The 20,715-nt window shown below is 56.1% G+C and carries 26 protein-coding genes; 14 read left to right on the top strand and 12 right to left on the bottom strand.

Annotation, left to right across the window (positions count from 1 at the left end; all coding sequences use genetic code 11):
- Window positions 1-8 precede the first annotated feature (8 nt).
- Genes flgH through flgB form a run of 7 tightly spaced genes read right to left on the bottom strand, consistent with a single transcriptional unit; the run spans window position 9 to window position 5,169 of the window.
- Window positions 9-707, bottom strand: coding sequence for a flagellar basal body L-ring protein FlgH (gene flgH / locus M8013_RS20300; RefSeq protein ID WP_271269573.1), 699 nt, complete (start codon window positions 705-707; stop codon window positions 9-11).
- A gap of 57 nt (window positions 708-764) precedes the next feature.
- A complete protein-coding gene (gene flgG / locus M8013_RS20295; protein WP_271269572.1) occupies window positions 765-1,547 on the bottom strand; it encodes a flagellar basal-body rod protein FlgG in 783 nt (260 codons plus the stop codon).
- Between the two features lie 11 nt (window positions 1,548-1,558).
- Window positions 1,559-2,314 (bottom strand): flagellar basal body rod protein FlgF, encoded by a 756-nt coding sequence (locus tag M8013_RS20290; protein ID WP_271269571.1) that lies wholly within the window; start codon window positions 2,312-2,314, stop codon window positions 1,559-1,561.
- 20 nt (window positions 2,315-2,334) lie between these two features.
- Window positions 2,335-3,597 (bottom strand): flagellar hook protein FlgE, encoded by a 1,263-nt coding sequence (gene flgE, locus M8013_RS20285; protein WP_271269570.1) that lies wholly within the window; start codon window positions 3,595-3,597, stop codon window positions 2,335-2,337.
- Window positions 3,598-3,623: 26 nt separating this feature from the next.
- Window positions 3,624-4,334 carry a flagellar hook assembly protein FlgD gene (flgD, locus tag M8013_RS20280; protein ID WP_271269569.1) on the bottom strand — a complete coding sequence of 237 codons (711 nt, stop codon included), beginning with the start codon at window positions 4,332-4,334 and terminating at the stop codon, window positions 3,624-3,626.
- An 11-nt stretch (window positions 4,335-4,345) separates the two neighbouring features.
- Window positions 4,346-4,750 (bottom strand): flagellar basal body rod protein FlgC, encoded by a 405-nt coding sequence (gene flgC / locus M8013_RS20275; RefSeq protein ID WP_032617532.1) that lies wholly within the window; start codon window positions 4,748-4,750, stop codon window positions 4,346-4,348.
- Between the two features lie 2 nt (window positions 4,751-4,752).
- Entirely contained in the window at window positions 4,753-5,169 is a 417-nt protein-coding gene (flgB, locus tag M8013_RS20270) for a flagellar basal body rod protein FlgB (RefSeq protein WP_271269568.1), read from the bottom strand.
- Between the two features lie 160 nt (window positions 5,170-5,329).
- Here flgB and flgA point away from each other — a divergent pair, with 160 nt between their 5' ends.
- From flgA to flgN, 3 genes are all read left to right on the top strand, one after another.
- Window positions 5,330-5,986, top strand: coding sequence for a flagellar basal body P-ring formation chaperone FlgA (flgA, locus tag M8013_RS20265; RefSeq protein ID WP_271269567.1), 657 nt, complete (start codon window positions 5,330-5,332; stop codon window positions 5,984-5,986).
- A 93-nt stretch (window positions 5,987-6,079) separates the two neighbouring features.
- Window positions 6,080-6,373, top strand: coding sequence for a flagellar biosynthesis anti-sigma factor FlgM (gene flgM / locus M8013_RS20260; RefSeq protein ID WP_271269566.1), 294 nt, complete (start codon window positions 6,080-6,082; stop codon window positions 6,371-6,373).
- Window positions 6,374-6,380: 7 nt separating this feature from the next.
- Complete coding sequence (flgN, locus tag M8013_RS20255) at window positions 6,381-6,803, top strand: flagella biosynthesis chaperone FlgN (RefSeq protein ID WP_271269565.1); 423 nt, start codon at window positions 6,381-6,383, stop codon at window positions 6,801-6,803.
- A gap of 51 nt (window positions 6,804-6,854) precedes the next feature.
- On the opposite strand, the gene murJ is transcribed toward flgN, so the two are convergent.
- The 4 genes from murJ to rimJ form a co-directional block, all read right to left on the bottom strand.
- A complete protein-coding gene (gene murJ, locus M8013_RS20250; protein ID WP_271269564.1) occupies window positions 6,855-8,390 on the bottom strand; it encodes a murein biosynthesis integral membrane protein MurJ in 1,536 nt (511 codons plus the stop codon).
- Between the two features lie 147 nt (window positions 8,391-8,537).
- Complete coding sequence (locus M8013_RS20245) at window positions 8,538-9,461, bottom strand: Gfo/Idh/MocA family protein (protein WP_271269563.1); 924 nt, start codon at window positions 9,459-9,461, stop codon at window positions 8,538-8,540.
- A gap of 2 nt (window positions 9,462-9,463) precedes the next feature.
- Window positions 9,464-10,114, bottom strand: coding sequence for a YceH family protein (locus M8013_RS20240; RefSeq protein WP_271269562.1), 651 nt, complete (start codon window positions 10,112-10,114; stop codon window positions 9,464-9,466).
- A 9-nt stretch (window positions 10,115-10,123) separates the two neighbouring features.
- Window positions 10,124-10,708: a ribosomal protein S5-alanine N-acetyltransferase gene (rimJ, locus tag M8013_RS20235; RefSeq protein WP_271269561.1), complete on the bottom strand. Its 585-nt coding sequence runs from the start codon at window positions 10,706-10,708 to the stop codon at window positions 10,124-10,126.
- Window positions 10,709-10,942: 234 nt separating this feature from the next.
- On the opposite strand from rimJ, the gene mdtH reads away from it, so the two are divergent.
- The 10 genes from mdtH to M8013_RS20185 all read left to right on the top strand — a co-directional run bounded on the left by mdtH (window position 10,943) and on the right by M8013_RS20185 (window position 18,353).
- The gene (gene mdtH, locus M8013_RS20230; RefSeq protein ID WP_271269560.1) at window positions 10,943-12,151 is read left to right on the top strand and encodes a multidrug efflux MFS transporter MdtH; all 1,209 of its coding nucleotides are present in this window, start codon (window positions 10,943-10,945) and stop codon (window positions 12,149-12,151) included.
- Window positions 12,152-12,213: 62 nt separating this feature from the next.
- Window positions 12,214-12,861: a glutaredoxin 2 gene (grxB, locus tag M8013_RS20225; RefSeq protein WP_271269559.1), complete on the top strand. Its 648-nt coding sequence runs from the start codon at window positions 12,214-12,216 to the stop codon at window positions 12,859-12,861.
- A 126-nt stretch (window positions 12,862-12,987) separates the two neighbouring features.
- Window positions 12,988-13,548: a lipoprotein gene (locus M8013_RS20220; RefSeq protein WP_271269558.1), complete on the top strand. Its 561-nt coding sequence runs from the start codon at window positions 12,988-12,990 to the stop codon at window positions 13,546-13,548.
- Window positions 13,549-13,657: 109 nt separating this feature from the next.
- Entirely contained in the window at window positions 13,658-14,704 is a 1,047-nt protein-coding gene (gene pyrC / locus M8013_RS20215; protein ID WP_271269557.1) for a dihydroorotase, read from the top strand.
- A gap of 73 nt (window positions 14,705-14,777) precedes the next feature.
- The gene (gene dinI, locus M8013_RS20210; RefSeq protein WP_271269556.1) at window positions 14,778-15,023 is read left to right on the top strand and encodes a DNA damage-inducible protein I; all 246 of its coding nucleotides are present in this window, start codon (window positions 14,778-14,780) and stop codon (window positions 15,021-15,023) included.
- 267 nt (window positions 15,024-15,290) lie between these two features.
- On the top strand, window positions 15,291-15,545 hold the full coding sequence (bssS, locus tag M8013_RS20205) for a biofilm formation regulator BssS (RefSeq protein ID WP_271270167.1): 255 nt from the start codon (window positions 15,291-15,293) through the stop codon (window positions 15,543-15,545).
- 115 nt (window positions 15,546-15,660) lie between these two features.
- Window positions 15,661-16,779, top strand: coding sequence for an N-methyl-L-tryptophan oxidase (gene solA / locus M8013_RS20200; RefSeq protein ID WP_271269555.1), 1,119 nt, complete (start codon window positions 15,661-15,663; stop codon window positions 16,777-16,779).
- A 56-nt stretch (window positions 16,780-16,835) separates the two neighbouring features.
- Window positions 16,836-16,949: a DUF2770 family protein gene (locus tag M8013_RS20195; protein ID WP_271269554.1), complete on the top strand. Its 114-nt coding sequence runs from the start codon at window positions 16,836-16,838 to the stop codon at window positions 16,947-16,949.
- 260 nt (window positions 16,950-17,209) lie between these two features.
- The gene (locus M8013_RS20190; RefSeq protein ID WP_271270166.1) at window positions 17,210-17,776 is read left to right on the top strand and encodes a cytochrome b; all 567 of its coding nucleotides are present in this window, start codon (window positions 17,210-17,212) and stop codon (window positions 17,774-17,776) included.
- Window position 17,777: 1 nt separating this feature from the next.
- On the top strand, window positions 17,778-18,353 hold the full coding sequence (locus M8013_RS20185; RefSeq protein WP_271269553.1) for a YceI family protein: 576 nt from the start codon (window positions 17,778-17,780) through the stop codon (window positions 18,351-18,353).
- 45 nt (window positions 18,354-18,398) lie between these two features.
- On the opposite strand, the gene trhO is transcribed toward M8013_RS20185, so the two are convergent.
- Window positions 18,399-19,448, bottom strand: coding sequence for an oxygen-dependent tRNA uridine(34) hydroxylase TrhO (gene trhO, locus M8013_RS20180; protein WP_271269552.1), 1,050 nt, complete (start codon window positions 19,446-19,448; stop codon window positions 18,399-18,401).
- 220 nt (window positions 19,449-19,668) lie between these two features.
- On the opposite strand from trhO, the gene M8013_RS20175 reads away from it, so the two are divergent.
- Complete coding sequence (locus M8013_RS20175; RefSeq protein ID WP_271269551.1) at window positions 19,669-20,595, top strand: Kdo(2)-lipid IV(A) acyltransferase; 927 nt, start codon at window positions 19,669-19,671, stop codon at window positions 20,593-20,595.
- Window positions 20,596-20,715: the final 120 nt, after the last annotated feature.

Genomic DNA, 20,715 nt, shown 5'->3' with positions numbered 1-20,715 from the left:
CACCTCGCTTACATCGGCGATAAGTTAAGGAAGAAACGCTGCATCCAGCCCATATTCTGCGCTTCATTGATGTAGCCGTTGCCGACGTACTCAATGCGCGCATCGGCCACCTGGGTGGACGGTACAGTGTTGGAGCCGCTGATGGTGCGCGGGTTAACCACACCGGAGAAACGAATAAACTCCGTGCCCTGGTTGATGGCGATCTGTTTTTCACCCACGACGTGTAAGTTGCCGTTCGCCAGCACCTGGTCGACGGTGACCGTCAACGTGCCGCTAAAGGTGTTGCTGGCATTGGCGCCGCCTTTACCGTTAAAGGAGTTGCCGCCAGAGGCATCGACATCGGCGCGGGCATTGCCGAACAGGCCCTGCAGATAGCGCGGTACGGTGTCGAAGCCGAAATTGGTTTTCCCGTCACGGCTGGCATTCGCCGACGAGCTTTTGCTGGCGCTGACGTTTTCCTGCAGCTGGATAGTCAGCGTGTCGCCGATATTGCGCGGACGACGGTCTTCAAACAGCGGCTGATAACCGTAGTTAATCGGCTGCGCGGTCTGGAAAATAGAGCCATTCACAATCGGCGTTGGGCCGGGAATGGGTTGGGCGGAAGTCGCACCCTGGACCAGAGGTTTAGACGGAACCCACGCGCACCCGCTGAGGGTCACCGCCAGGAGAGTCAATACCGGATAACGAATCGCCGCGTTTTTTTGCATTGCCTTCATCTTCGAAAACAGGGAGCCGGTGCGGCGTTGACCGCACCGGACTACACCTTAAAGTTGCGTCAGTTTCTGCAGCATCTGGTCGGTCGTCGACACTGCTTTACTGTTAATTTCGTACGCACGCTGAACCTGGATCATGTTCACCAGCTCTTCCGCGACGTTAACGTTTGAGGTTTCCACATACCCCTGATACAGCAGACCTGCCCCGTTCAGCCCCGGTGTGCTTTCGTTCGGCGCACCAGAGGACTGGGTTTCGATGTACAGGTTCTCACCGATGCTTTCCAGACCGGTATCGTTCATAAAGGTGGTGAGGTTCAACTGCCCCACCTGCACCGGCGCGGCCTGACCCTGCTGGGTCACGCTCACCACCCCGTCACGCCCGATAGTGATGCTCAGGGAGTTAGCCGGAACGGTGATCGCAGGCTGAACCTGGAAACCGCCCGCCGTCACCAGCTGGCCGTTCTGATCCACCTGGAACGAACCGTCGCGAGTGTAGGCAGAGGTTCCGTCCGGCAGCTGCACCTGGAAGAAGCCCTGGCCTTTGACCGCCACATCTTTGCTGTTGTTGGTCTGGGACAAGTTGCCCTGGCTGTGCAGACGTTCGGTCGCCACCGGGCGAACCCCGGTACCAATCTGCAGACCCGACGGCAGCGTAGTCTGTTCAGACGACTGCGCACCCGGCTGGCGGATGGTTTGATAAAGCAAATCTTCGAAAACCGCACGCTGACGCTTAAAACCATTGGTGCTGACGTTCGCCAGGTTGTTGGCGATCACGTCCATATTGGTTTGCTGCGCGTCGAGGCCAGTTTTCGCGATCCATAAAGAACTGATCATAAGGAGTCCTGTTAACTCATTGACAGCAGCTGGTTGGCGCGTCCGGCGTTTTCATTCACGCTGGAGATCACCTTCATCTGCATTTCAAAACGACGCGCGCTGGCAATCATGTCGGCCATCGCGGCAACCGGCTTGACGTTACTGCCTTCCAGCACCCCGGACATCACGCGGATACTCGGGTCGGCCTGCAGGGTTGCGCCACGGGTCGCCTGTGCCGCCTGGCTCAGACGGAACATCCCGTCGTCGCCGCGCTGCACTTCGTTGCCTTCGGCTTTCACCAGCTTCAGACGACCCACCGGGGCCACGGTATTCGGCGGATCGCCCGGGTTTAACGCCGAGATCGTGCCGTCGGCAGCGATGGTAATCTCCGAGCCTTCCGGCACGGTGATCGGACCGGCTTCACCGATAACCGGATGACCCTGAATGGTCAGCTGTCCAACGGCATCGACCTGGATATTCCCGTTACGGGTATAGCCTTCGCCGCCGTCAGCGGTTTGCACCGCCAGCCAGCCATCCTGCTGTAAGGCCACGTCGAGCGGACGCGAGGTGTAGTCCATCTGCCCTGGCGTCATGTCGGCACCCGGCGTAGAGGCGACCACCAGGGTACGCGTTGGCAGGGTCAACCCTTCCACCGGCACCGCGCGCAGCGCATTGAGCTGCGCACGAAAACCCGGCGTTGAAGCATTCGCCAGGTTACTGGCGGTCACTGCCTGCTGATTGAGCGTCTGACTGGCAGCGCCCATCGCGGTATAAATTGCGTGATCCATTAAGCTATCCCGTCAGCCAATTAGCGGAGGTTAACCAGCGTGTTGAGGATCTGATCCTGGGTTTTGATGGTCTGCGCGTTCGACTGATAGTTACGCTGCGCGACGATCATATTGACCAGCTCTTTACTCAGATCCACGTTGGAAGCTTCCAGCGCGCCGTTGGTCAGGGTACCGAAGTTACCGCTGCCCGCGGTGCCCAGCAGGGCCACGCCAGAGGACTGGGTTGCCGACCAGACGTTGTTACCTTCAGACTGCAGGCCTTCGTTGTTGGCGAAGTTCGCCAGTACAACCTGCCCGAGCAGCTGGTTTTGTTCGTTGGAGTAATTACCTACCACCGTGCCGTCGTCATTAATCTGATAGCTCACCAGGTCACCCGGCTTGTAGCCGTCCTGGTTGGTAGCCACGATGTTGTTTGCGCCGGTGTTCTGCTGCATTGAGTTAAGGAAGCTCAGCGCAAAGGTCACCGGAATCGCACCGCTTAACGGGTCGGTGGTCACGTTGATCGCCGGGTTGGCGTTCTTGGTCGCGCTCAGCACACCCGCCGCACTGTAGTTGTAAACCCCTTCCAGATTGCCGTTACTGTCGAAGTTCATCTGCGCTGATTTGGTGATTTTCGCGTTGGCTACGCTGCCATCCTGGGTATACAGATCCCACTTGTTGTCTGCCGTTTTCACGTAGTAGACATACATGTTGTGGGCGTTACCCTGGGTGTCGAAAACGGTGATGGTGCCTTTTTTGTTGTAGCTGTCCGAGTTTGGGTTCACCGAGGTGGCATCAAACGCAACCGTTGGCACGGTGTCGGTGGAGTTCAGGTTGATCTGCTGGCTACTGGTGGTGGTTGCTTTCGCGGGCATCAGGTCGACAGGAATGGAGATCGCCTGTGGGTTCGCGCCAGTCTGCACCGTCGGTGGGCTGCCTGCTGCCGGGAAGCCGGTCAGCTGCAGACCCTGCATGTTCACCAGGTTGCGGTTTTCGTCGAGGCTGAACTGACCGTTACGGCTGTAGTAAACCGAACCGTTGCTGTCGAGCATGCGGAAGAAACCGTTCTGGCTGATGGCAACATCGAGGCCACGACCGGTGTTAGTGGTGGTGCCGTCGCTGAAGTCCTGAGTGATCCCGGCGACTTTTACGCCCAGACCCACTTTGGAGCCGGCGAACATGTCGGCGAAAGAGGCGCTACCGGACTTAAAACCATAGGTCGCGGAGTTGGCAATGTTGTTACCGATGACATCGAGGTTAGTGGCCGCAGCATTCAGGCCGCTGACCGCTTGAGAAAAGGCCATGACTTACTCCTGATAAGTATTAGGGCTTAAATAATCTGCCGAACTTCGTCGAGCGTAGTGGTTCCGTAAGTACCCAGATCCAGCGTGTTACCGTTGCCGTTGCGAATGACGCCCTGCACCAGCGCAAACTGTAGTGGCTGTGCCACCAGCTGAGTGCTGCCGCTGCTGGCGGAAATCGCAACGTTATAAGAGCCATTTGGCGCGCTGGCGCCATCGGTCATCGTCCCGTCCCAGGTAAAGGTATGGACGCCCGCTTTCAGCTCGCCGATATCAATCGTGCGCACCACCGCACCGTTCTTGTCGGTGATGGTGGCGGTGACTTTGTCCGCGCTCTGCTGCAGCTCAACGCCAAACGGCGTGGTGGAGGTCGTTGTGGAGCCTTCGGCACCGTTGGTACCCGCCAGAACCGTGGTTCCTGGGATCATGACGCCATGACCGATCAGGGTGCTGGCCTGCATCGACTGGCTGTTGTCGATCTGCCCGGAAATGGAGCCCAGCGTGGTGTTCAGTTTTTCGATGCCGCTCACGGTGCTGATCTGCGCAAGCTGCGTCGTCAGTTCGTTGTTCTCCATCGGGTTGGTAGGATCCTGGTTTTTCAGCTGCGCAACGAGCAGCGTCAGGAAGCTACCCTGCAGGTCAGAGGCGCTATTCCCGGTCAGCGAAGTGCTGCCCGTGGTGCCGCTGGTCCCGCTGACGGCGGTATTCGTCCGGTCATTCATATTGACGGCGATGGACATTGGTCTCTCCTTTACTGGCCCAGAGTGAGCGTTTTGAGCATCATGCTCTTCACCGTGTTCAGCACTTCAACGTTGGCCTGGTAGCTACGGGAAGCCGACATGGTGTTCACCATTTCGCCCACCACATCCACGTTGGGCATTTTGACGTAGCCACTGGCATCCGCCAGCGGATTGCCGGGCTCGTACACCAGTTTGTCCGGTGCCTGGCTCTCAATCACATTCGCCACTTTTACCCCGCCGGTGGCAGCACCGGGTGCAGCATCGACCTGGAAAACGACCTGCTTGGCGCGGTAAGGTTGGCCGTCCGGGCCGGTTACGCTGTCGGCGTTAGCCATGTTACTGGCCGCCACGTTCAGGCGTTGGGACTGCGCGGTGAGCGCGGAACCGGCGATATCAAAAATATTCAGTAAGGCCAAACTTAGTTACCCCCCTGCAGGACGTTCATCATGCCTTTGATCTGTCCGCCGAGAACGGTCAGCCCCATCTGGTACTGCAGGCTGTTGTCGGCAAACTGCGTACGCTCCCGATCCATATCAACGGTGTTGCCGTCGAGGGATGGCTGGTCGGGAATGCGATAAAGTAAATCGGTGTTCGGGGTCGTCACGGTCGCGGCGGGAATGTGGCGAGCGGACGTCAGCGTAAGGGCGACACCGCTATTTTCAGCCCGCCCACGCTCCATGACTTTCTTCAGTTCACTGGAAAAATCGATATCACGCGCCTGAAACCCTGGGGTATCGGCGTTCGCGATATTGGCCGCCAGAATTTCCTGACGCTGGGCGCGTAAATTGAGCGCTTCCTGCTGAAAACGTAGCGAGGCGTCGAGTCTATCGAGCATATATCCTCCGCTGAGGGCAAAATTTCAGTGGATAGCTTAAATCTCAACCCATGCCCGTCATCGACGGAATAAGCGCAAAATGCGTCGCTATTTATTGCGTTGATGCGAATCCGCTACAGGTAGAATTCTGCTCATTCTCGAACCGACGGGTACTGGCGATATGGCGTTAAAACGTGGCATGACCGCAACCTTACTTCTCTGGAGCTCTGTCTCGCTGGCGCAGGATCTTAACGCCCAGCTGACGGCGTTTTTTACCCAGCGTCTGACCGGGTTTAGCGATGAAGTGACGGTTCAGGTTCGCACGCCGCCGACGATGCTCCCCTCCTGCGAAATGCCGGCCTTTAGCGTCCTGGGCAACAGCAAACTGTGGGGCAACGTGAGCGTTACCGCCCTCTGCGGTAATGAGAAACGCTTTATACAAGTTGCAGTTCAGGCGACGGGCGATTATGTTGTCGCGTCCCAGGCCATCCCCCGGGGTGGCATCGTGCAGCCGGGGAGCGTCTCGCTAAAGCGTGGCAGGCTGGATCAGCTTCCTCCGCGCACCATGCTGGACATTAACCAGGCACAGAATGCCGTCAGCCTGCGCGACGTGGCCCCCGGCCAGCCTCTGCAGCTGTCGATGCTGCGCCAGTCCTGGCGGATCAAAGCCGGGCAGCGAGTGATGGTGATTGCCAGCGGCGAGGGCTTTAGCGTCAACGGTGAAGGTAAGGCTCTGAACAACGCGGCCGTCGCCCAGAACGCGCGCGTCAGGATGACTTCCGGCCAGGTGGTGAGCGGAACGGTCGATTCTGATGGGAATATTCTGATTAACCTATAATCTTTTTAAAGATTATGCAGCGGCTGCCGATAAATCATTAACAAATGAAAATGTCAGGCGCTCACGCCGCCAACCCTCGATGAGGACAACATAATGAGCATTGATCGTACATCGCCCCTGAAGCCGGTTAGCACTGTACAACCTCGCGAATTGCATGACACTGCAACGGCAAAAACGCGCCTGCAAAAATCGGCCAGCGCCGACAGTACCAGCGCCAGCGTTACGCTGAGCGATGCCCAGGCGAAGCTGATGCAGCCGGGCAGCAACGACATCAACATGGAACGCGTTGAATCGCTTAAAACTGCGATCCGCAACGGTGAGCTGAAAATGGATACCAGTAAAATCGCCGACGCGCTGATCCAGGAAGCGCAAAGTTTCTTAGAGTAACCACCGTATGAGTCGTCTGACGGAAATAATGGATCAAATGACGGTTGTGTTAAACGACCTGAAAACGGTGATGGATGCCGAACAACAACAGCTGTCTGCCGGTAATGTTCACGGCAGCGCGTTGCAGCGCATTACTGAAGATAAAAGCTCGCTGCTGGCCACCCTCGACTATCTGGAGCAGCAGCGTCGCGCGGAGCAACAGGCTCGCCGTAGCGCCAATGACGATGTCGCCGAGCGCTGGCAAACTATTACTGAAAAAACCCAGCATCTGCGCGATCTCAATCAGCACAATGGCTGGCTACTCGAAGGTCAAATAACCCGTAATCAGCAGGCGCTGGAGGTGCTTAAACCGCACCAGGAGACGGGGCTGTATGGTGCGGACGGTCAAACGTCCAATTCACGCAGCGGTGGGAAGAAGTTCACGATTTGAGCGCTGAATAATTAAGAACAGGGCGTACCGACAGGTACGCCCTTTTTGTGTTTACGCCGTGCGGCGGGCGAACTCTTTTAGCTTAAAGCCCAGCGCCGCAAGGGTCGCGAAGTACGCCACCACACCGACCACCACCACCGCCATCAGGCGCAGCAGACGGTAGAACATGGTGCCCTGCGCCCAGTCCGGCATCACGTGCATCATGCCCAGCAGCGCCGCCGCCATCACCAGCACGGCAATCACCAGACGCACCAGGAAACTTGACCAGCCCGGCTGCGGGGTAAAAATCTTCTGTTTTCTCAATTGCCAGTACAGCAATCCGGCATTCAGGCAGGCCCCGAGGCCGATAGAGAGCGACAGACCGGCGTGCTTGAGCGGACCGATAAACACCAGGTTCATCAGCTGGGTCATAATCAGCGTCACGATGGCAATTTTGACCGGTGTTTTGATGTCCTGACGCGAGTAAAAGCCCGGAGCCAGTACCTTCACCACAATCAACCCCATCAGCCCAACGGAGTAAGCCACCAGCGCGCGCTGGGTCATCAGCGCATCAAAGGCGCTAAATTTACCGTACTGGAACAAGGACACGGTCAGCGGTTTCGCGAGGATCCCCAACGCCACCGCGCTCGGCAGCGCCAGCAGGAAGCAAAGGCGCAATCCCCAGTCCATCAGGCGGCAATACTCATCGTGGTTGCCGCTGGCAAAACTGCGCGACAGCGACGGCAGCAGAATGGTGCCCAGCGCCACGCCCAGCACCCCGGAGGGGAACTCCATCAGACGGTCGGCGTAGTACATCCACGACACCGATCCGGAGACCAGGAACGAGGCAAAGATGGTGTTGATGATCAGAGAAATCTGGCTGACAGACACCCCGAGAATTGCCGGTCCCATCTGCTTGACCACCCGAATCGCCCCGGCATCGCGAAAGCTAATGCGCGGCAGGACCAGCATGCCAATCTTCTTCAGATGCGGCAGTTGATAAGCCAGCTGCAGAACCCCTCCGACGGTAACGGCCCAGGCGAGTGCCAACACCGGTGGGTTAAAGTGTGGTGCGGCAAACAGCGCAAAACCGATCATGCTGATGTTAAGGAAGGTCGGCGCAAAGGCCGGGACCGAGAAGCGGTTCCAGGTATTAAGGATCGCCCCCGCCAGCGAGGCCAGCGAAATCAGCAGGATATAGGGGAAGGTGATACGCAGCAGCTGCGTGGTCAGGGCGAACTTATCGGCGGTGTCGGCAAAACCCGGTGCCGTCACCATAATTACCCACGGGGCGGCCAGCATCCCCACCACCGTCACAATTGCCAGCGCGAGGGTCAGCAGGCCCGACACATACGACACAAACACCTGTGTGGCGTCTTCACCCTGTTTACTTTTGTACTCCGCCAGAATCGGCACAAACGCCTGGGAAAATGCCCCCTCAGCAAAAATACGGCGCAGCAGATTTGGCAGCTTGAAGGCGACAAAAAAGGCGTCCGTCGCCATCCCTGCACCAAAGACCCGCGCCACAATGGCGTCGCGTGCAAACCCCAGCACGCGCGAGAACATGGTCATCGAGCTGACGGCCGCCAGCGATTTTAATAAGTTCATTAACGTGAATTTCCACTACCAAACGGAAAACGCCTGCAAAGCAGGCGAATTTTCGCCGGGTGGCGTGACGCTTACCCGGCCTACAAAACAATAGCGCGTAGTCTACCCCGAAACGGCGGAATTGCTATCGCCAGATGTTACAGCGGGTTATTCGCTGATGGCATCGCGCCACAGCTTCTCCACGATACGCTGGGCGCGGATCGCCTGTTCACCCGCAGTTTCAGGAACCGTCTGATTTTGCACGCATTCGATAAAGTGACGGGCGCAGCCGGCAAATCCGCGCTGTTCAAGGGTACTTTGCCAGCCCGGAATAGCGGGCGTCACCACGCCCGCGCCCCGCTCTTCTCGCCACTCGCGCATATCGGTGACATCCAGCAGCCCGCCATCGGTGACCGCCTGGACCCACTCCCGCTGGCTGCCTGCCCGGCGGTGCATAGAGGTCGTTACCTGTAGATTATCCGCGCTGAAATGGTGCTCGGCATAGACCATCGCCCCCTGATCGTTGGTCTGCAGCGTGCCACCGGTTAAGCGAACGTTGTCACCCGCCAGCCACAGGGCGGTGTCCACCACGTGCAGATAATCATCCAGCAGCGTAAAGCGCAGGTCGTTCGGCCCGATGCTGTCGCTGCGGTGCTTATCCATGCGCAGCGAGGCCGCGCCGTTAAGCTGCGATTTGAGCTGCTGATAGAGCGGCGCAAAGCGGCGGTTAAAGCCGACCATCAGGGTCAGTTTTTTCTGCGCGGCGAGCTCAATCAGACGCTCGGCGTCGGCAAGATTATCCGCCAGCGGTTTATCGACGCAGACGTGAACCCCCGCCTGCAGCAGCTCGCTGACCACCTGATAGTGGGTCGCCGTCGAGGTATGAACAAACACCGCATCACATTCGCGAGCCAGATCCTGCAGCGAACCCAGGTAGGGCATGCGCACGGACTCGCAAATCCGCAGCGCCTTATCGCGTGAAGGCGACCACGCCCCCTGTAACGTCCAGTCGGTGGCGGTACTCAGCACCGGCAGCCAGGCTTTTTGCGCAATGCCGCCAAGGCCAACTACGCCTACTCGTAATTTTGTCACCGTTAATCTCCCAGATGTGCCAGCAGCGAATCAAGCCGCTGTTTCAGTTCTTCGACTTCGTTCTCCAGCGCCTCAACGCGAGCCGCCAGGCCATCGTCTGCCACCGGGGCAACGGCCTCTGGCACAGTGTTCAGCGTTTCAACGTCGCCGCTGAACAGGTGCATAAAGCGGCTTTCGCGCTTGCCGGGCTCGCGCCCGAGGCGCAGCACGAAGGGGCCATCTTCCCGGCTGGCTAACGCCTCAAGGGTTTGCTCCACCTGCTGGGTATCAGCGAATTCATGCATTCTTGCTGCACGGGTACGCAGTTCGCCAGGCGTTTGCGCCCCGCGTAGCAGCAGGGTAGCGATGATAGCGACCTCCGCCGAACTCAGCTTCAGGGCACCAAACTCAGAGTTACAAAAGCGCTGCTCGTACTTGGTGACGCGATTGCCAAACCCGCTAACGGTCCGCAGATAATGGCGCTTCACCAGGGCATCCAGCTGATCCTGCACCTCATGCTCGGCGAGATTCATCACCGGTTCACGGTTGCTTTTTTGATTACAGGCGAGGGTGACGGCATTGACCGAGAGCGGATACTGCTCCGGCGTGGTGACCTGCTTTTCCAGCAGGCAGCCAATCACGCGCGCTTCGGTGGCGCTTAACTGATATTTCATTTCTGTTCCTTAGCGCCCGGCGCTCCATTGTTGGGTGGTCAGCGCCGTCAGAACATGATCGCGCCATTCGCCGTCTATCAGCAGGTAATCTTTGGCGTAGCCCTCTTTTTCGAATCCGAGGCGCGCCAGTAAACCGCCACTGCGCTGATTGTGCGGCATATAGTTAGCCATAATCCGGTGGATATGTTGGGTGCGCTGCATGTAGCGGATCGCCGAGATCAGCGCCTCGTACATCAGCCCCTGCCCCTGCCATTTTTGCCCGATGGAATAGCCCAGATAGCAGGCATGGAACGAGCCCCGCACCACGTTAGAGAAGTTGGCAATCCCGATGATCTCTTTCTCATCAGGATCGAGCAGCGCAAAATAGAACGCCGAGCCCTGCCTGTGGAACTCCGCGATCATGCTTAGCCGCGCCTGCCAGCCGGAAGGATAACAGTGACTTTCATCGCGTACGGGTTCCCAGGGTTTTAAAAACTGACGATTTTCAGCGTAGTAGTCCGCCAGACGCCAGGCATCACGCTCGTGCACCAGGCGAACCACCAGCCGGTCGGTCGTCAGGCGCACTTTCGGCACATTACTGCGATAGCCAAACATTGATACCACTCCTTCCCGTTACAACCTTGACCCGTTAGCTTTACTATACCTGCGCCATTGCCGTCTGGGAAAACAGTGACATACCCTTTTTACTGCTTTTCACCTTTTTCGATGAAAAACCTGAATCAAAGTCACCTCTTGATAAAAAAATATTGTGACAGGTTGTGTGGGAAAACCCCCGGCAACAACGCAGAATATTAGCGCGCTTATCATCTTTATTCCCCTGGAGGGGAAATGTCCCGTATCTCGCAGGCCCGTAACCTGGGTAAATGTTTCCTGTTAGTCGATAACATGCTGGTTGTGCTTGGCTTTTTTGTCGTTTTCCCCCTCATTTCGATTCGCTTTGTCGATCAGATGGGCTGGGCGGCATTAATGGTCGGGATCGCGCTGGGGCTTCGCCAGCTCGTTCAGCAGGGACTGGGGGTCTTTGGCGGTGCGATTGCCGATCGCTTTGGCGCCAAACCGATGATCGTCACCGGGATGCTGCTGCGTGCCGCGGGGTTTGCCACCATGGCGGTGGCCCATGAACCCTGGCTTTTGTGGGTATCCTGTATTATTTCCGGCCTTGGCGGCACGCTGTTCGACCCGCCGCGTACCGCGCTGGTGGTGAAGCTGATTCGCCCTCAGCAGCGTGGGCGCTTTTTCTCCCTGCTGATGATGCAGGATAGCGCCGGCGCGGTGGTTGGCGCGCTGTTAGGAAGCTGGCTACTGCAATACGACTTCCGCCTGGTGTGCGCCACCGGGGCGGTGCTGTTTATTCTCTGCGCCGGGTTTAACGCCTGGCTGCTGCCCGCCTGGAAACTGTCGACCGTTAAAGCGCCGGTCCGCGAGGGACTCAACCGGGTATGGCGCGATAAACGCTTTATCACCTACGTGCTGACGCTGGCAGGTTATTACATGCTGGGCGTCCAGGTGATGTTGATGCTGCCGATCATGGTCAATGATATTGCCGGTTCCCCGGCAGCAGTGAAGTGGATGTACGCCATCGAAGCCTGCCTGTCGCTGAGCCTGCTGTACCCCATCGCCCGCTGGAGCGAAAAGCGTTTTCGTCTTGAGCATCGCCTGATGGCCGGACTGCTGCTGATGTCCCTGAGCATGCTGCCGATCGGTATGGTGAGCTCGTTACAGCAGCTGTTTATGCTGATCTGCACGTTCTATATCGGCTCGATTATTGCGGAACCGGCGCGTGAAACATTAAGCGCGAAACTGGCCGATGCCCGGGCGCGCGGCAGCTACATGGGCTTTAGCCGCCTTGGTCTGGCGATTGGCGGCGCGCTCGGCTATGCCGGGGGCGGCTGGCTGTTCGATGCCGGTAAAGCCTTTAACCAGCCGGAGCTGCCGTGGGTGATGCTGGCGCTGATTGGGGTCATGACCTTCTTCGCGCTGGGCTGGCAATTTAGCCACAAGCGCAGCGCGCCAGGCATGCTTGAACCGGGTGCCTGATTTGTAACGGGCTTTTTTCTCCGCCATACTGAATATTGATGGTCAACCACTGGAGGAGAAACGTGAAACTTTATATTTACGATCACTGCCCGTTCTGTGTGAAAGCCCGCATGATTTTTGGCCTTAAAAATCTTCCCGTCGAAAGGATAACGCTCCTGAGTGACGACGACGCCACGCCAACGCGGATGATTGGTAAAAAAATGGTGCCAATCCTGCAAAAAGATGACAGCCGTTATCTGCCCGAAAGCATGGATATCGTGCGCTATGTAGACGCACTTGATGGCCAGCCGCTGCTAACCGGCAAGCAAAATCCGGCGATTGCCGAATGGCTGCGCAAGGTCAACGGCTATGCCAACCGCCTGCTGATCCCCCGCTTTGCAAAAGGCGCCTTTGATGAGTTCTCTACCCCGCAGGCGCGCGCCAGCTTTGTGGCGAGAAAAGAGGAGGCCATCGGTAGCTTCGCGGAGCATCTGTCCCATTCGGCGGGGCTGGTGAAGAACATCAGCGACGATCTCCGGGCGCTGGATAAGCTTATCGTCAAGCCTAACGCGGTAAATGGCGAATTGTCGGATGACGATATCCACCTGTTCCCGCTGCTGCGCAATCTGACGATTGTCGCGGGTATCAGCTGGCCGACGCGGGTCGCCGATTACCGCGATAATATGGCCAAGCAGACTCAGGTGAACCTGCTGTCGTCCCAGGCGCTGTAATCCCTCTCCGGGCGGTCTCATTCAGACCGCCCACTTCCTATCGGCTTTTTCTGCTGGTTTGAGCCAGTCACCCCTGACATACTGTCGCGTCATAATTAAGGCGCTGACATTCTGTCGAGGGAACCCATGAAAAAGATTGTAATTGCCGCTGCGTTAATGGTTTGCGGCCTGCTGGTGGGATGTAATCAGCTTACACAGTACACCGTCAGCGAGCAGGAAATTAATCAGGCGCTGCAGAAGCGCAATAACTTCTCGAAGGATATTGGCGTGCCCGGCGTTGCCGATGCGCATATCGTCCTGACCAATCTTGCCAGCCAGATTGGCCGCGAAGAACCCAACAAAGTGGTGCTTTCCGGCGATGCCAGCCTGGATATGAACTCCCTGTTCGGCAGCCAGAAAGCCAATATCAAACTGAAGTTAAAAGCCCTGCCGGTGTTTAACAAAGAAAAAGGCGCTATCTACCTGCAGCAGATGGAGATCGCCGAGGCCGTGGTGACACCGGATAAGATGAAACCGTTCCTGCAGACACTGATGCCCTATCTGAACCAGTCGCTGCAAAACTACTTTAATCAGCAGCCTGCTTACGTCCTGCGAGAAGACAACAGCAAGGGCGAGGCACTGGCGAAAAAGTACGCAAAAGGGATCGAAGTGAAGCCAGGCGAGATCGTTATCCCCTTCACTGACTAACCTTGAAGGCGCTTCGGCGCCTTTTTTTACGGAAAAGAGTGCAAACGAAAACGTTTCCCCCTATTCTTTGTGTCCGGCAAAAATCATCTCACTCAGCCGGAGCCTATCCATGACTGCATCTTCCCAGGTTTTGAAAATCCGCCGCCCAGACGACTGGCATATCCATCTTCGCGATGGCGATATGCTCAACATCGTCGTGCCGTATACCAGTGAAATTTATGGCCGCGCGATTGTGATGCCAAACCTGGTACCGCCCGTCACCACGGTCGATGCGGCCATTGCCTATCGCCAGCGCATTCTTGATGCGGTGCCTGCCGGTCACGACTTTACCCCGCTGATGACCTGCTACCTGACCGACACCCTCGATCCGAATGAGGTTGAGCGCGGCTTTAACGAAGGCGTGTTTACTGCCGCCAAGCTTTATCCGGCCAACGCGACCACCAACTCCAGCCACGGCGTGACCAGTATCGATGCCATTATGCCGGTGCTGGAGCGTATGGAAAAACTGGGGATGCCGCTGCTGGTGCATGGCGAAGTCACCCACGCGGAGATCGATATTTTCGATCGCGAGGCGCGTTTTATCGACAGCGTGATGGAGCCACTGCGCCAGCGTCTGCCGGGGCTGAAAGTGGTGTTTGAACACATCACCACCAAAGAGGCGGCCGACTACGTGCGTGACGGCAATGATCGCCTCGCCGCCACCATTACCCCACAGCACCTGATGTTTAACCGCAACCACATGCTGGTGGGCGGCGTGCGCCCGCACCTGTACTGCCTGCCCATTCTCAAGCGCAATATCCACCAGCAGGCGCTGCGTGAGCTGGTCGCCAGCGGCTGCGATCGTGTATTCCTCGGAACCGACTCAGCCCCACATGCCCGTCACCGCAAAGAGGCCAGCTGCGGCTGTGCAGGCTGCTTTAACGCGCCGACTGCGCTGGCCAGCTATGCGCAGGTCTTTGACGAGATGAATGCCCTGCAGCACTTCGAAGCCTTCTGTTCCCTGAACGGCCCGCGTTTCTACGGTTTGCCGGTTAACGAGAGCTTTGTTGAACTGGTGCGCGAAGAGAGCAGCGTGGTCGAATCGATCGCCCTGACCGATGACACACTGATCCCATTCCTCGCGGGTGAAACCGTGCAGTGGACAGTTAAACGCTAAAAAATCGTCGCCCCCTGTTGCAAGCTTGCTCGCATGACTGTATAAATACACAGTATAAACACAGGGGGCTACTATGCGTATTGAAGTAACTGTTGCCAGAACCACTGCTTTGCCTGCCGGGGCGCTGGATGCACTGGCCGGTGAACTATCCCGCCGTATAAACGATTCATTTCCCGAGAGCAACGGTGCAGTCACCGTCCGCTATGCCGGGGCCAACAACCTGTCCGTCATTGGCGGCGCAAAAGAAGATAAAGAACGCATCAGCGAAATTTTACAGGAAACCTGGGAAAGCGCTGACGACTGGTTTATTACCGATTAATTCTGCTCCCTCATTGTGTTTTTTGCCGGGTCGCCCCGGCTTTTTTTCGCCCTTCATTCCCCCGCAAAATATTTCGAAAAAGTCTTAAAAATCACCCTTCCCATGGTGTTTTATTGTTCAAACAATCCTAAATGTTAGAAAAATGTGTTGCTGCCTGTTTATTTTTCCCTTCAGAACCCTTATTACTTGATATACTGAAATTGCTTCAGAAAAACACGCATTGAACCTCACAGTCGTTGTCTTTAAACACGTATTCAGGGGGTTATGATGGAAAAGAATAATGAAGTAATCCAGACCCATCCTCTCGTTGGCTGGGATATCAGCACCGTGGACAGCTATGACGCACTGATGCTGCGTTTGCACTACCAGACCCCGAACCACCCCGACCGTGTAGAAGCGGAAGTTGGGCAGACACTGTGGCTTACCACAGATGTCGCACGTCAGTTTATTTCTATTTTAGAAGCCGGTATTGCAAAAATAGAATCCAGTGACTACCAGGAAAATGAGTATAAGCGGCATTAAGTTGATGCCACATTTTCACCCAACAGGCACCTGACGGTGCCTCAATTATTTCACCCTTGTATAACCCCGCCATGTTAATTACTCTGCTAACCACGAAACGCGTTAAGAGATCCTGATGAAATACGACCTTATCATTATTGGCAGTGGGTCCGTTGGTGCTGCTGCCGGATATTACGCCACCCGGGCCGGGCTGAACGTTCTGATGATTGATGCCCATATGCCGCCGCACACCGAAGGCAGCCACCACGGCGACACCCGTCTGATGCGCCATGCGTACGGCGAAGGCGAGCGCTATGTGCCACTGGTGTTACGCGCGCAGGCGCTGTGGGATGAGCTGGTCGACATCAGTAAAGAGCCGGTTTTTGAACGCACTGGCGTCGTTAACCTGGGGCCCTCCGATTCGACTTTTCTGGCAACCGTCGAACAAAGCGCCCGACAGTTTAATCTGGATCTTGAACGGCTGGATGCCGCCACGGTGATGCGCCGCTGGCCAGAAATTCAGGTGCCAGAGGATTACATCGGGCTGTTTGAAGCCAATTCTGGCGTGCTGCGTAGCGAGCTGGCGATTAAAACCTGGATTGCGCTGGCAAATGAGGCCGGCTGTGCGCAGCTGTTTAATTGCCCGGTCAGCACAATTACCCATCATGACGATGGCGTCACGGTCGACACGCCGGAAGGTCAGTACAGCGCGCACCGCCTGCTGGTGAGCGCAGGGACCTGGGTTTCACAGCTGGTGCCCAACCTGCCGGTACAGCCGGTGCGTAAAGTGTTTTCCTGGTTCCAGGCCGATGGCCGCTACAGCCACCAGAACCGCTTCCCGGCCTTTACCGGTGAGCTGCCTGACGGCGATCAGTTCTACGGTTTCCCGTCAGAAAAAGATGCCCTCAAGATTGGCAAACACAACGGTGGACAGGTTATCAATTCCCCGGACGAGCGTAAGCCGTTTGGCGACTATCCCAGCGATGGCTCAGAAGCGTTCAAGTTTCTGCGTAACGTCCTGCCGGGCATCGGCGGTCTGCTCCACGGTGCAGCCTGTACCTACGACAACACCCCGGATGAAGATTTCATCATCGACACCCTGCCGGGTCATGACAACACGCTGTTGATCACCGGCCTGAGCGGGCATGGGTTTAAATTCGCCAGCGTGCTGGGCGAGATTGCGGCGCAGTTCGCGCAGGGTCAAACCCCTGAGTTTGATCTCGCGCCCTTCTCTCTGTCGCGTTTTAACCGCTAATCTTGTCAGGCTTCGGGTTACCGAAGCCTGTTATTTACCTCAAAGTCGAAACCTTTATGCGGCGTATTTTTCTTTATCTGGTCAATAATATTCGCGAGCATCTAATTCTCTATATTTTGCTGTCCGTCGTGCTACTTATCCTCGATATCGCTTATATTGTATTCTTCTGATAATAAATACTGACAAAAGTTGACGATTCTTAAGATAACTATAATTTCAGCGCAAATTATTTGAATGTCATAAAAAAGCGTTATCCCGCCATTTAGAACGGCAGCAACACTTCTTTAACAGCCACCCTGACCATTAATCGCTTCAATCATTCAAAAATATTGTTCTAAATAAATTAACAATCCAAATCATTAAATATTATTTGCAATAATGTTTTCCACACGCCATTTTGAGCCCTGACTATTTAATTTCGGTATTCATGATGCAGGTGCGTAATTCCCCTACACGTTATGGCGTTATTTCCATGTGTTTACACTGGGCAATGGCCATCGCGGTCTATGCCATGTTTGGCCTTGGATTATGGATGGTCACCCTGAGCTATTACGACGGCTGGTATCACCAGGCACCTGAGTTGCACAAAAGCATCGGCTTTGTGTTGATGACGGCGTTGGTCGTTCGTCTGCTGTGGCGCCGTGTTTCCCCGCCGCCTCCGGCGCTGAAAAGCCAGACGCGCCTGACGCGTATCGGTGCCAAAGCGGCCCATCTCGCCCTGTACGCCGTACTTTTCGCGATCCTAATCAGCGGCTATCTGATTTCGACGGCGGATGGAAAACCGATCAGCGTCTTTGGCCTGTTTGATGTGCCTGCCCTGCTCGCCGATGCCGGAACGCAGGCCGATTTGGCCGGTTCCGTCCACCTGTGGCTGGCGTGGGGCGTGGTATCACTCTCTGCACTGCATGGCCTCGCCGCCCTGAAACACCACTTTATTGATAAAGACGCCACCCTGACACGAATGTTGGGCAAAGCGTCACCTGACTCTGGAGCATAAAATGAAAAAACGCCTGCTGGGATTAACCGTCGCCTCGCTGCTGTTCGCTACGGGTTCAGCCGTTGCGGCTGACTACAAAATTGATAAGCAAGGTCAGCACGCCTTTGTCAATTTCCGCATTCAACATCTGGGCTACAGCTGGCTGTACGGCACCTTTAAAGACTTCGACGGTTCCTTTACGTTCGATGAAAAAAATCCGGCCGCCGACAAAGTTAATGTCACCCTGAATACCAACAGCCTGGATACCAACCACGCCGAGCGTGATAAGCACCTGCGCAGCGCAGACTTCCTCAACGTGGCGAAATTCCCGCAGGCGACCTTCACCTCAACGGAAGTGAAGAAAGACGGCGACGGTCTGGATATTACCGGCAACCTGACGCTTAACGGCGTGACCAAGCCAGTAACACTCGATGCAAAACTGATCGGTCAGGGTGATGATCCGTGGGGCGGGAAACGTGCGGGCTTTGAAGCGACGGGTAAAATTCACCTGAAAGATTTCAACATCACCACCGATTTGGGTCCGGCATCGCAGGATGTTGAGCTGGTCATCTCTGTGGAAGGGGTGCAGCAGAAGTAAGCCCCTCGCCCGGTCCGCATGGCGTGACCGGGCAAGGCTGTACGCTTATTCCGGGTCAGGAATACCCAGACGGGTGTTCAGACGACCCCGCGACTTATTGAAGATCTTATTGCCATTCTCGCGCCCGGCGCGACGACGACGCTGCTCTTCTTCAGGCAGGACGCTCTCTTCACTACACAGCTCGCTACAGCAGCCCTGGAACTTCTCCGCGCAGGCCGGACACTGAATAAACAGCAGATGACAGCCGTCATTTTTGCAGTTGGTGTGCGTATCGCAGGCGGTGCCGCACTGGTGGCAGTTTGAGATAACGTCCTCAGAAATACGCTCGCCCATCCGCTCATCAAAGACGAAGTTCTTGCCGATAAAGCGTACCGGAAGCCCCTGGTCGCGTGCGCGACGGGCATACTCAATGATCCCACCTTCGATGTGCCAGACCTTATTGAAGCCGTTATGCTTCATGAAAGCGCTGGCTTTTTCGCAGCGGATCCCGCCGGTGCAATACATCACAATCTTCTTATCTTTATGTTCCTGCATCATTTCGACTGCTTTCGGCAACTGTTCGCGGAAAGTATCGGCCGGAATTTCCAACGCATTTTCGAAATGGCCCACTTCATATTCGTAGTGGTTACGCATATCGATAAACAGGGCGTCGGGATCGTCGAGCATGGCATTCACTTCTGCCGCTTTCAGGTAATCGCCCACGTCGCTGGCGTTAAACGTCGGATCGTCGATACCGTCGGCGACAATGCGTTCCCGCACCTTCAGGCGCAGCACCCAGAACGACTTTCCGTCATCGTCCAACGCAACATTCATCCGCAGGCCCTTCAGGGCCGGGTCGAAACCATCCAGGAAGGTGCGCAACGCATCGACCTGGCTTGCCGGGAGGCTGATCTGGGCGTTGATACCTTCATGCGCAAGATAAATGCGGCCAAAAACATTCAGCTCAGTTAAGGCTTTATACAGCGCATCGCGGGTCTGCTGCGGATTAACGACAGTGAAATATTTATAGAACGAGATCGTGGTGCGCGGCTCGGTTTCGGCCAGCATGCGCGCTTTTAACTCTTCGTTCGAAATGCGGTTGTGTAACACTGGCATGGTGTACGGTTCCTGCAATCGTTGAATAATGAAAATCGGGCGGCATCATATAGCAAAGATTGAGAATTTACATCCTCTCATTTTGCGCTACATTTCTTTCTCTAACGTGATCAGTCAATAACATTTGTCGTATTTATGAACATTCCGTTGCGATGAGTTTTGGTTATGAATCGAAAAATGCGAGAATCTGACACCAGGACAGAACAAAAAAGGGAACGGCATGACCCATTTACCTCAATTTTCGATTGCGCTGCTGCATCCGCGTCACTGGTTCACCTGGGCCGGCATCGGTTTATTATGGTTACTGGTGCAACTTCCGTATCCAGTGATCTATCGTCTGGGCTGTGGTCTGGGCCGCCTGGCCATGCGTTTCATGACTCGCCGTGCCCGGATTGCCCGGCGCAATCTGGAACTCTGCTTTCCGCATATGAGCGAGCAAGAGCGCGAAGCTTTAGTGGTCAAAAATTTTGAATCGGTCGGGATGGGACTGATGGAAACCGGGATGGCGTGGTTCTGGTCGGACAAACGCATGAACCGCTGGATGGAAGTCACCGGCACCGGCATGGAACCGGTCCATAGCCTGCAGGCGCAAAATACGGGCGTACTGCTGATCGGGATTCATTTTCTGACCCTCGAGATTGGCGCGCGTATGTTCGGTATGCAGGCGCCTGGGATCGGGGTCTATCGTCCGAACGACAATCCGGTGATTGACTGGCTGCAGACCCGAGGCCGGATGCGTTCCAACAAGAGCATGATCGACCGTAAAGATCTGAAGGGGATGATCCGCGCACTGAAATCCGGCGAAGTGATCTGGTATGCACCCGATCATGACTACGGCCCTGGCGCCAGCGTCTTTGTGCCGTTTTTTGCCGTTGACGATGCCGCCACCACCAGCGGAACCTGGACCCTGGCACGGCTGTCGAGTGCAGCGATTGTGCCGTTTGTCCCACGCCGTAAAGCCAACGGCAAAGGCTACGAGCTGATGATGCTGAACCCGGAGTGTTCGCCACCGCTGGACGACGCCAAAACCACTGCGGCGTGGATGAATGACATCGTTGAAAAATGCATCCTGCTGGCGCCCGAGCAGTATATGTGGCTGCACCGGCGCTTCAAAACCCGCCCGGAAGGCGTTCCTTCCCGCTATTAATACGCCCTGCGGCCCGGTTGGCCGCAGTTTTCTTACTGTTTTTACCCTCTTCTGCCATTGCAGCAATCATAACGCAGGCGCATAATTAGCAGGCTTATTACCTTCTTTTTTTAATGATGC

Source organism: Silvania confinis (genome assembly GCF_025564085.1).
Classification (GTDB): Bacteria; Pseudomonadota; Gammaproteobacteria; order Enterobacterales; family Enterobacteriaceae; genus Enterobacter; species Enterobacter confinis.
The sequence above is the reverse complement of the archived record's forward strand: the minus strand, read 5'-3'. Positions and strand labels throughout refer to the sequence as shown.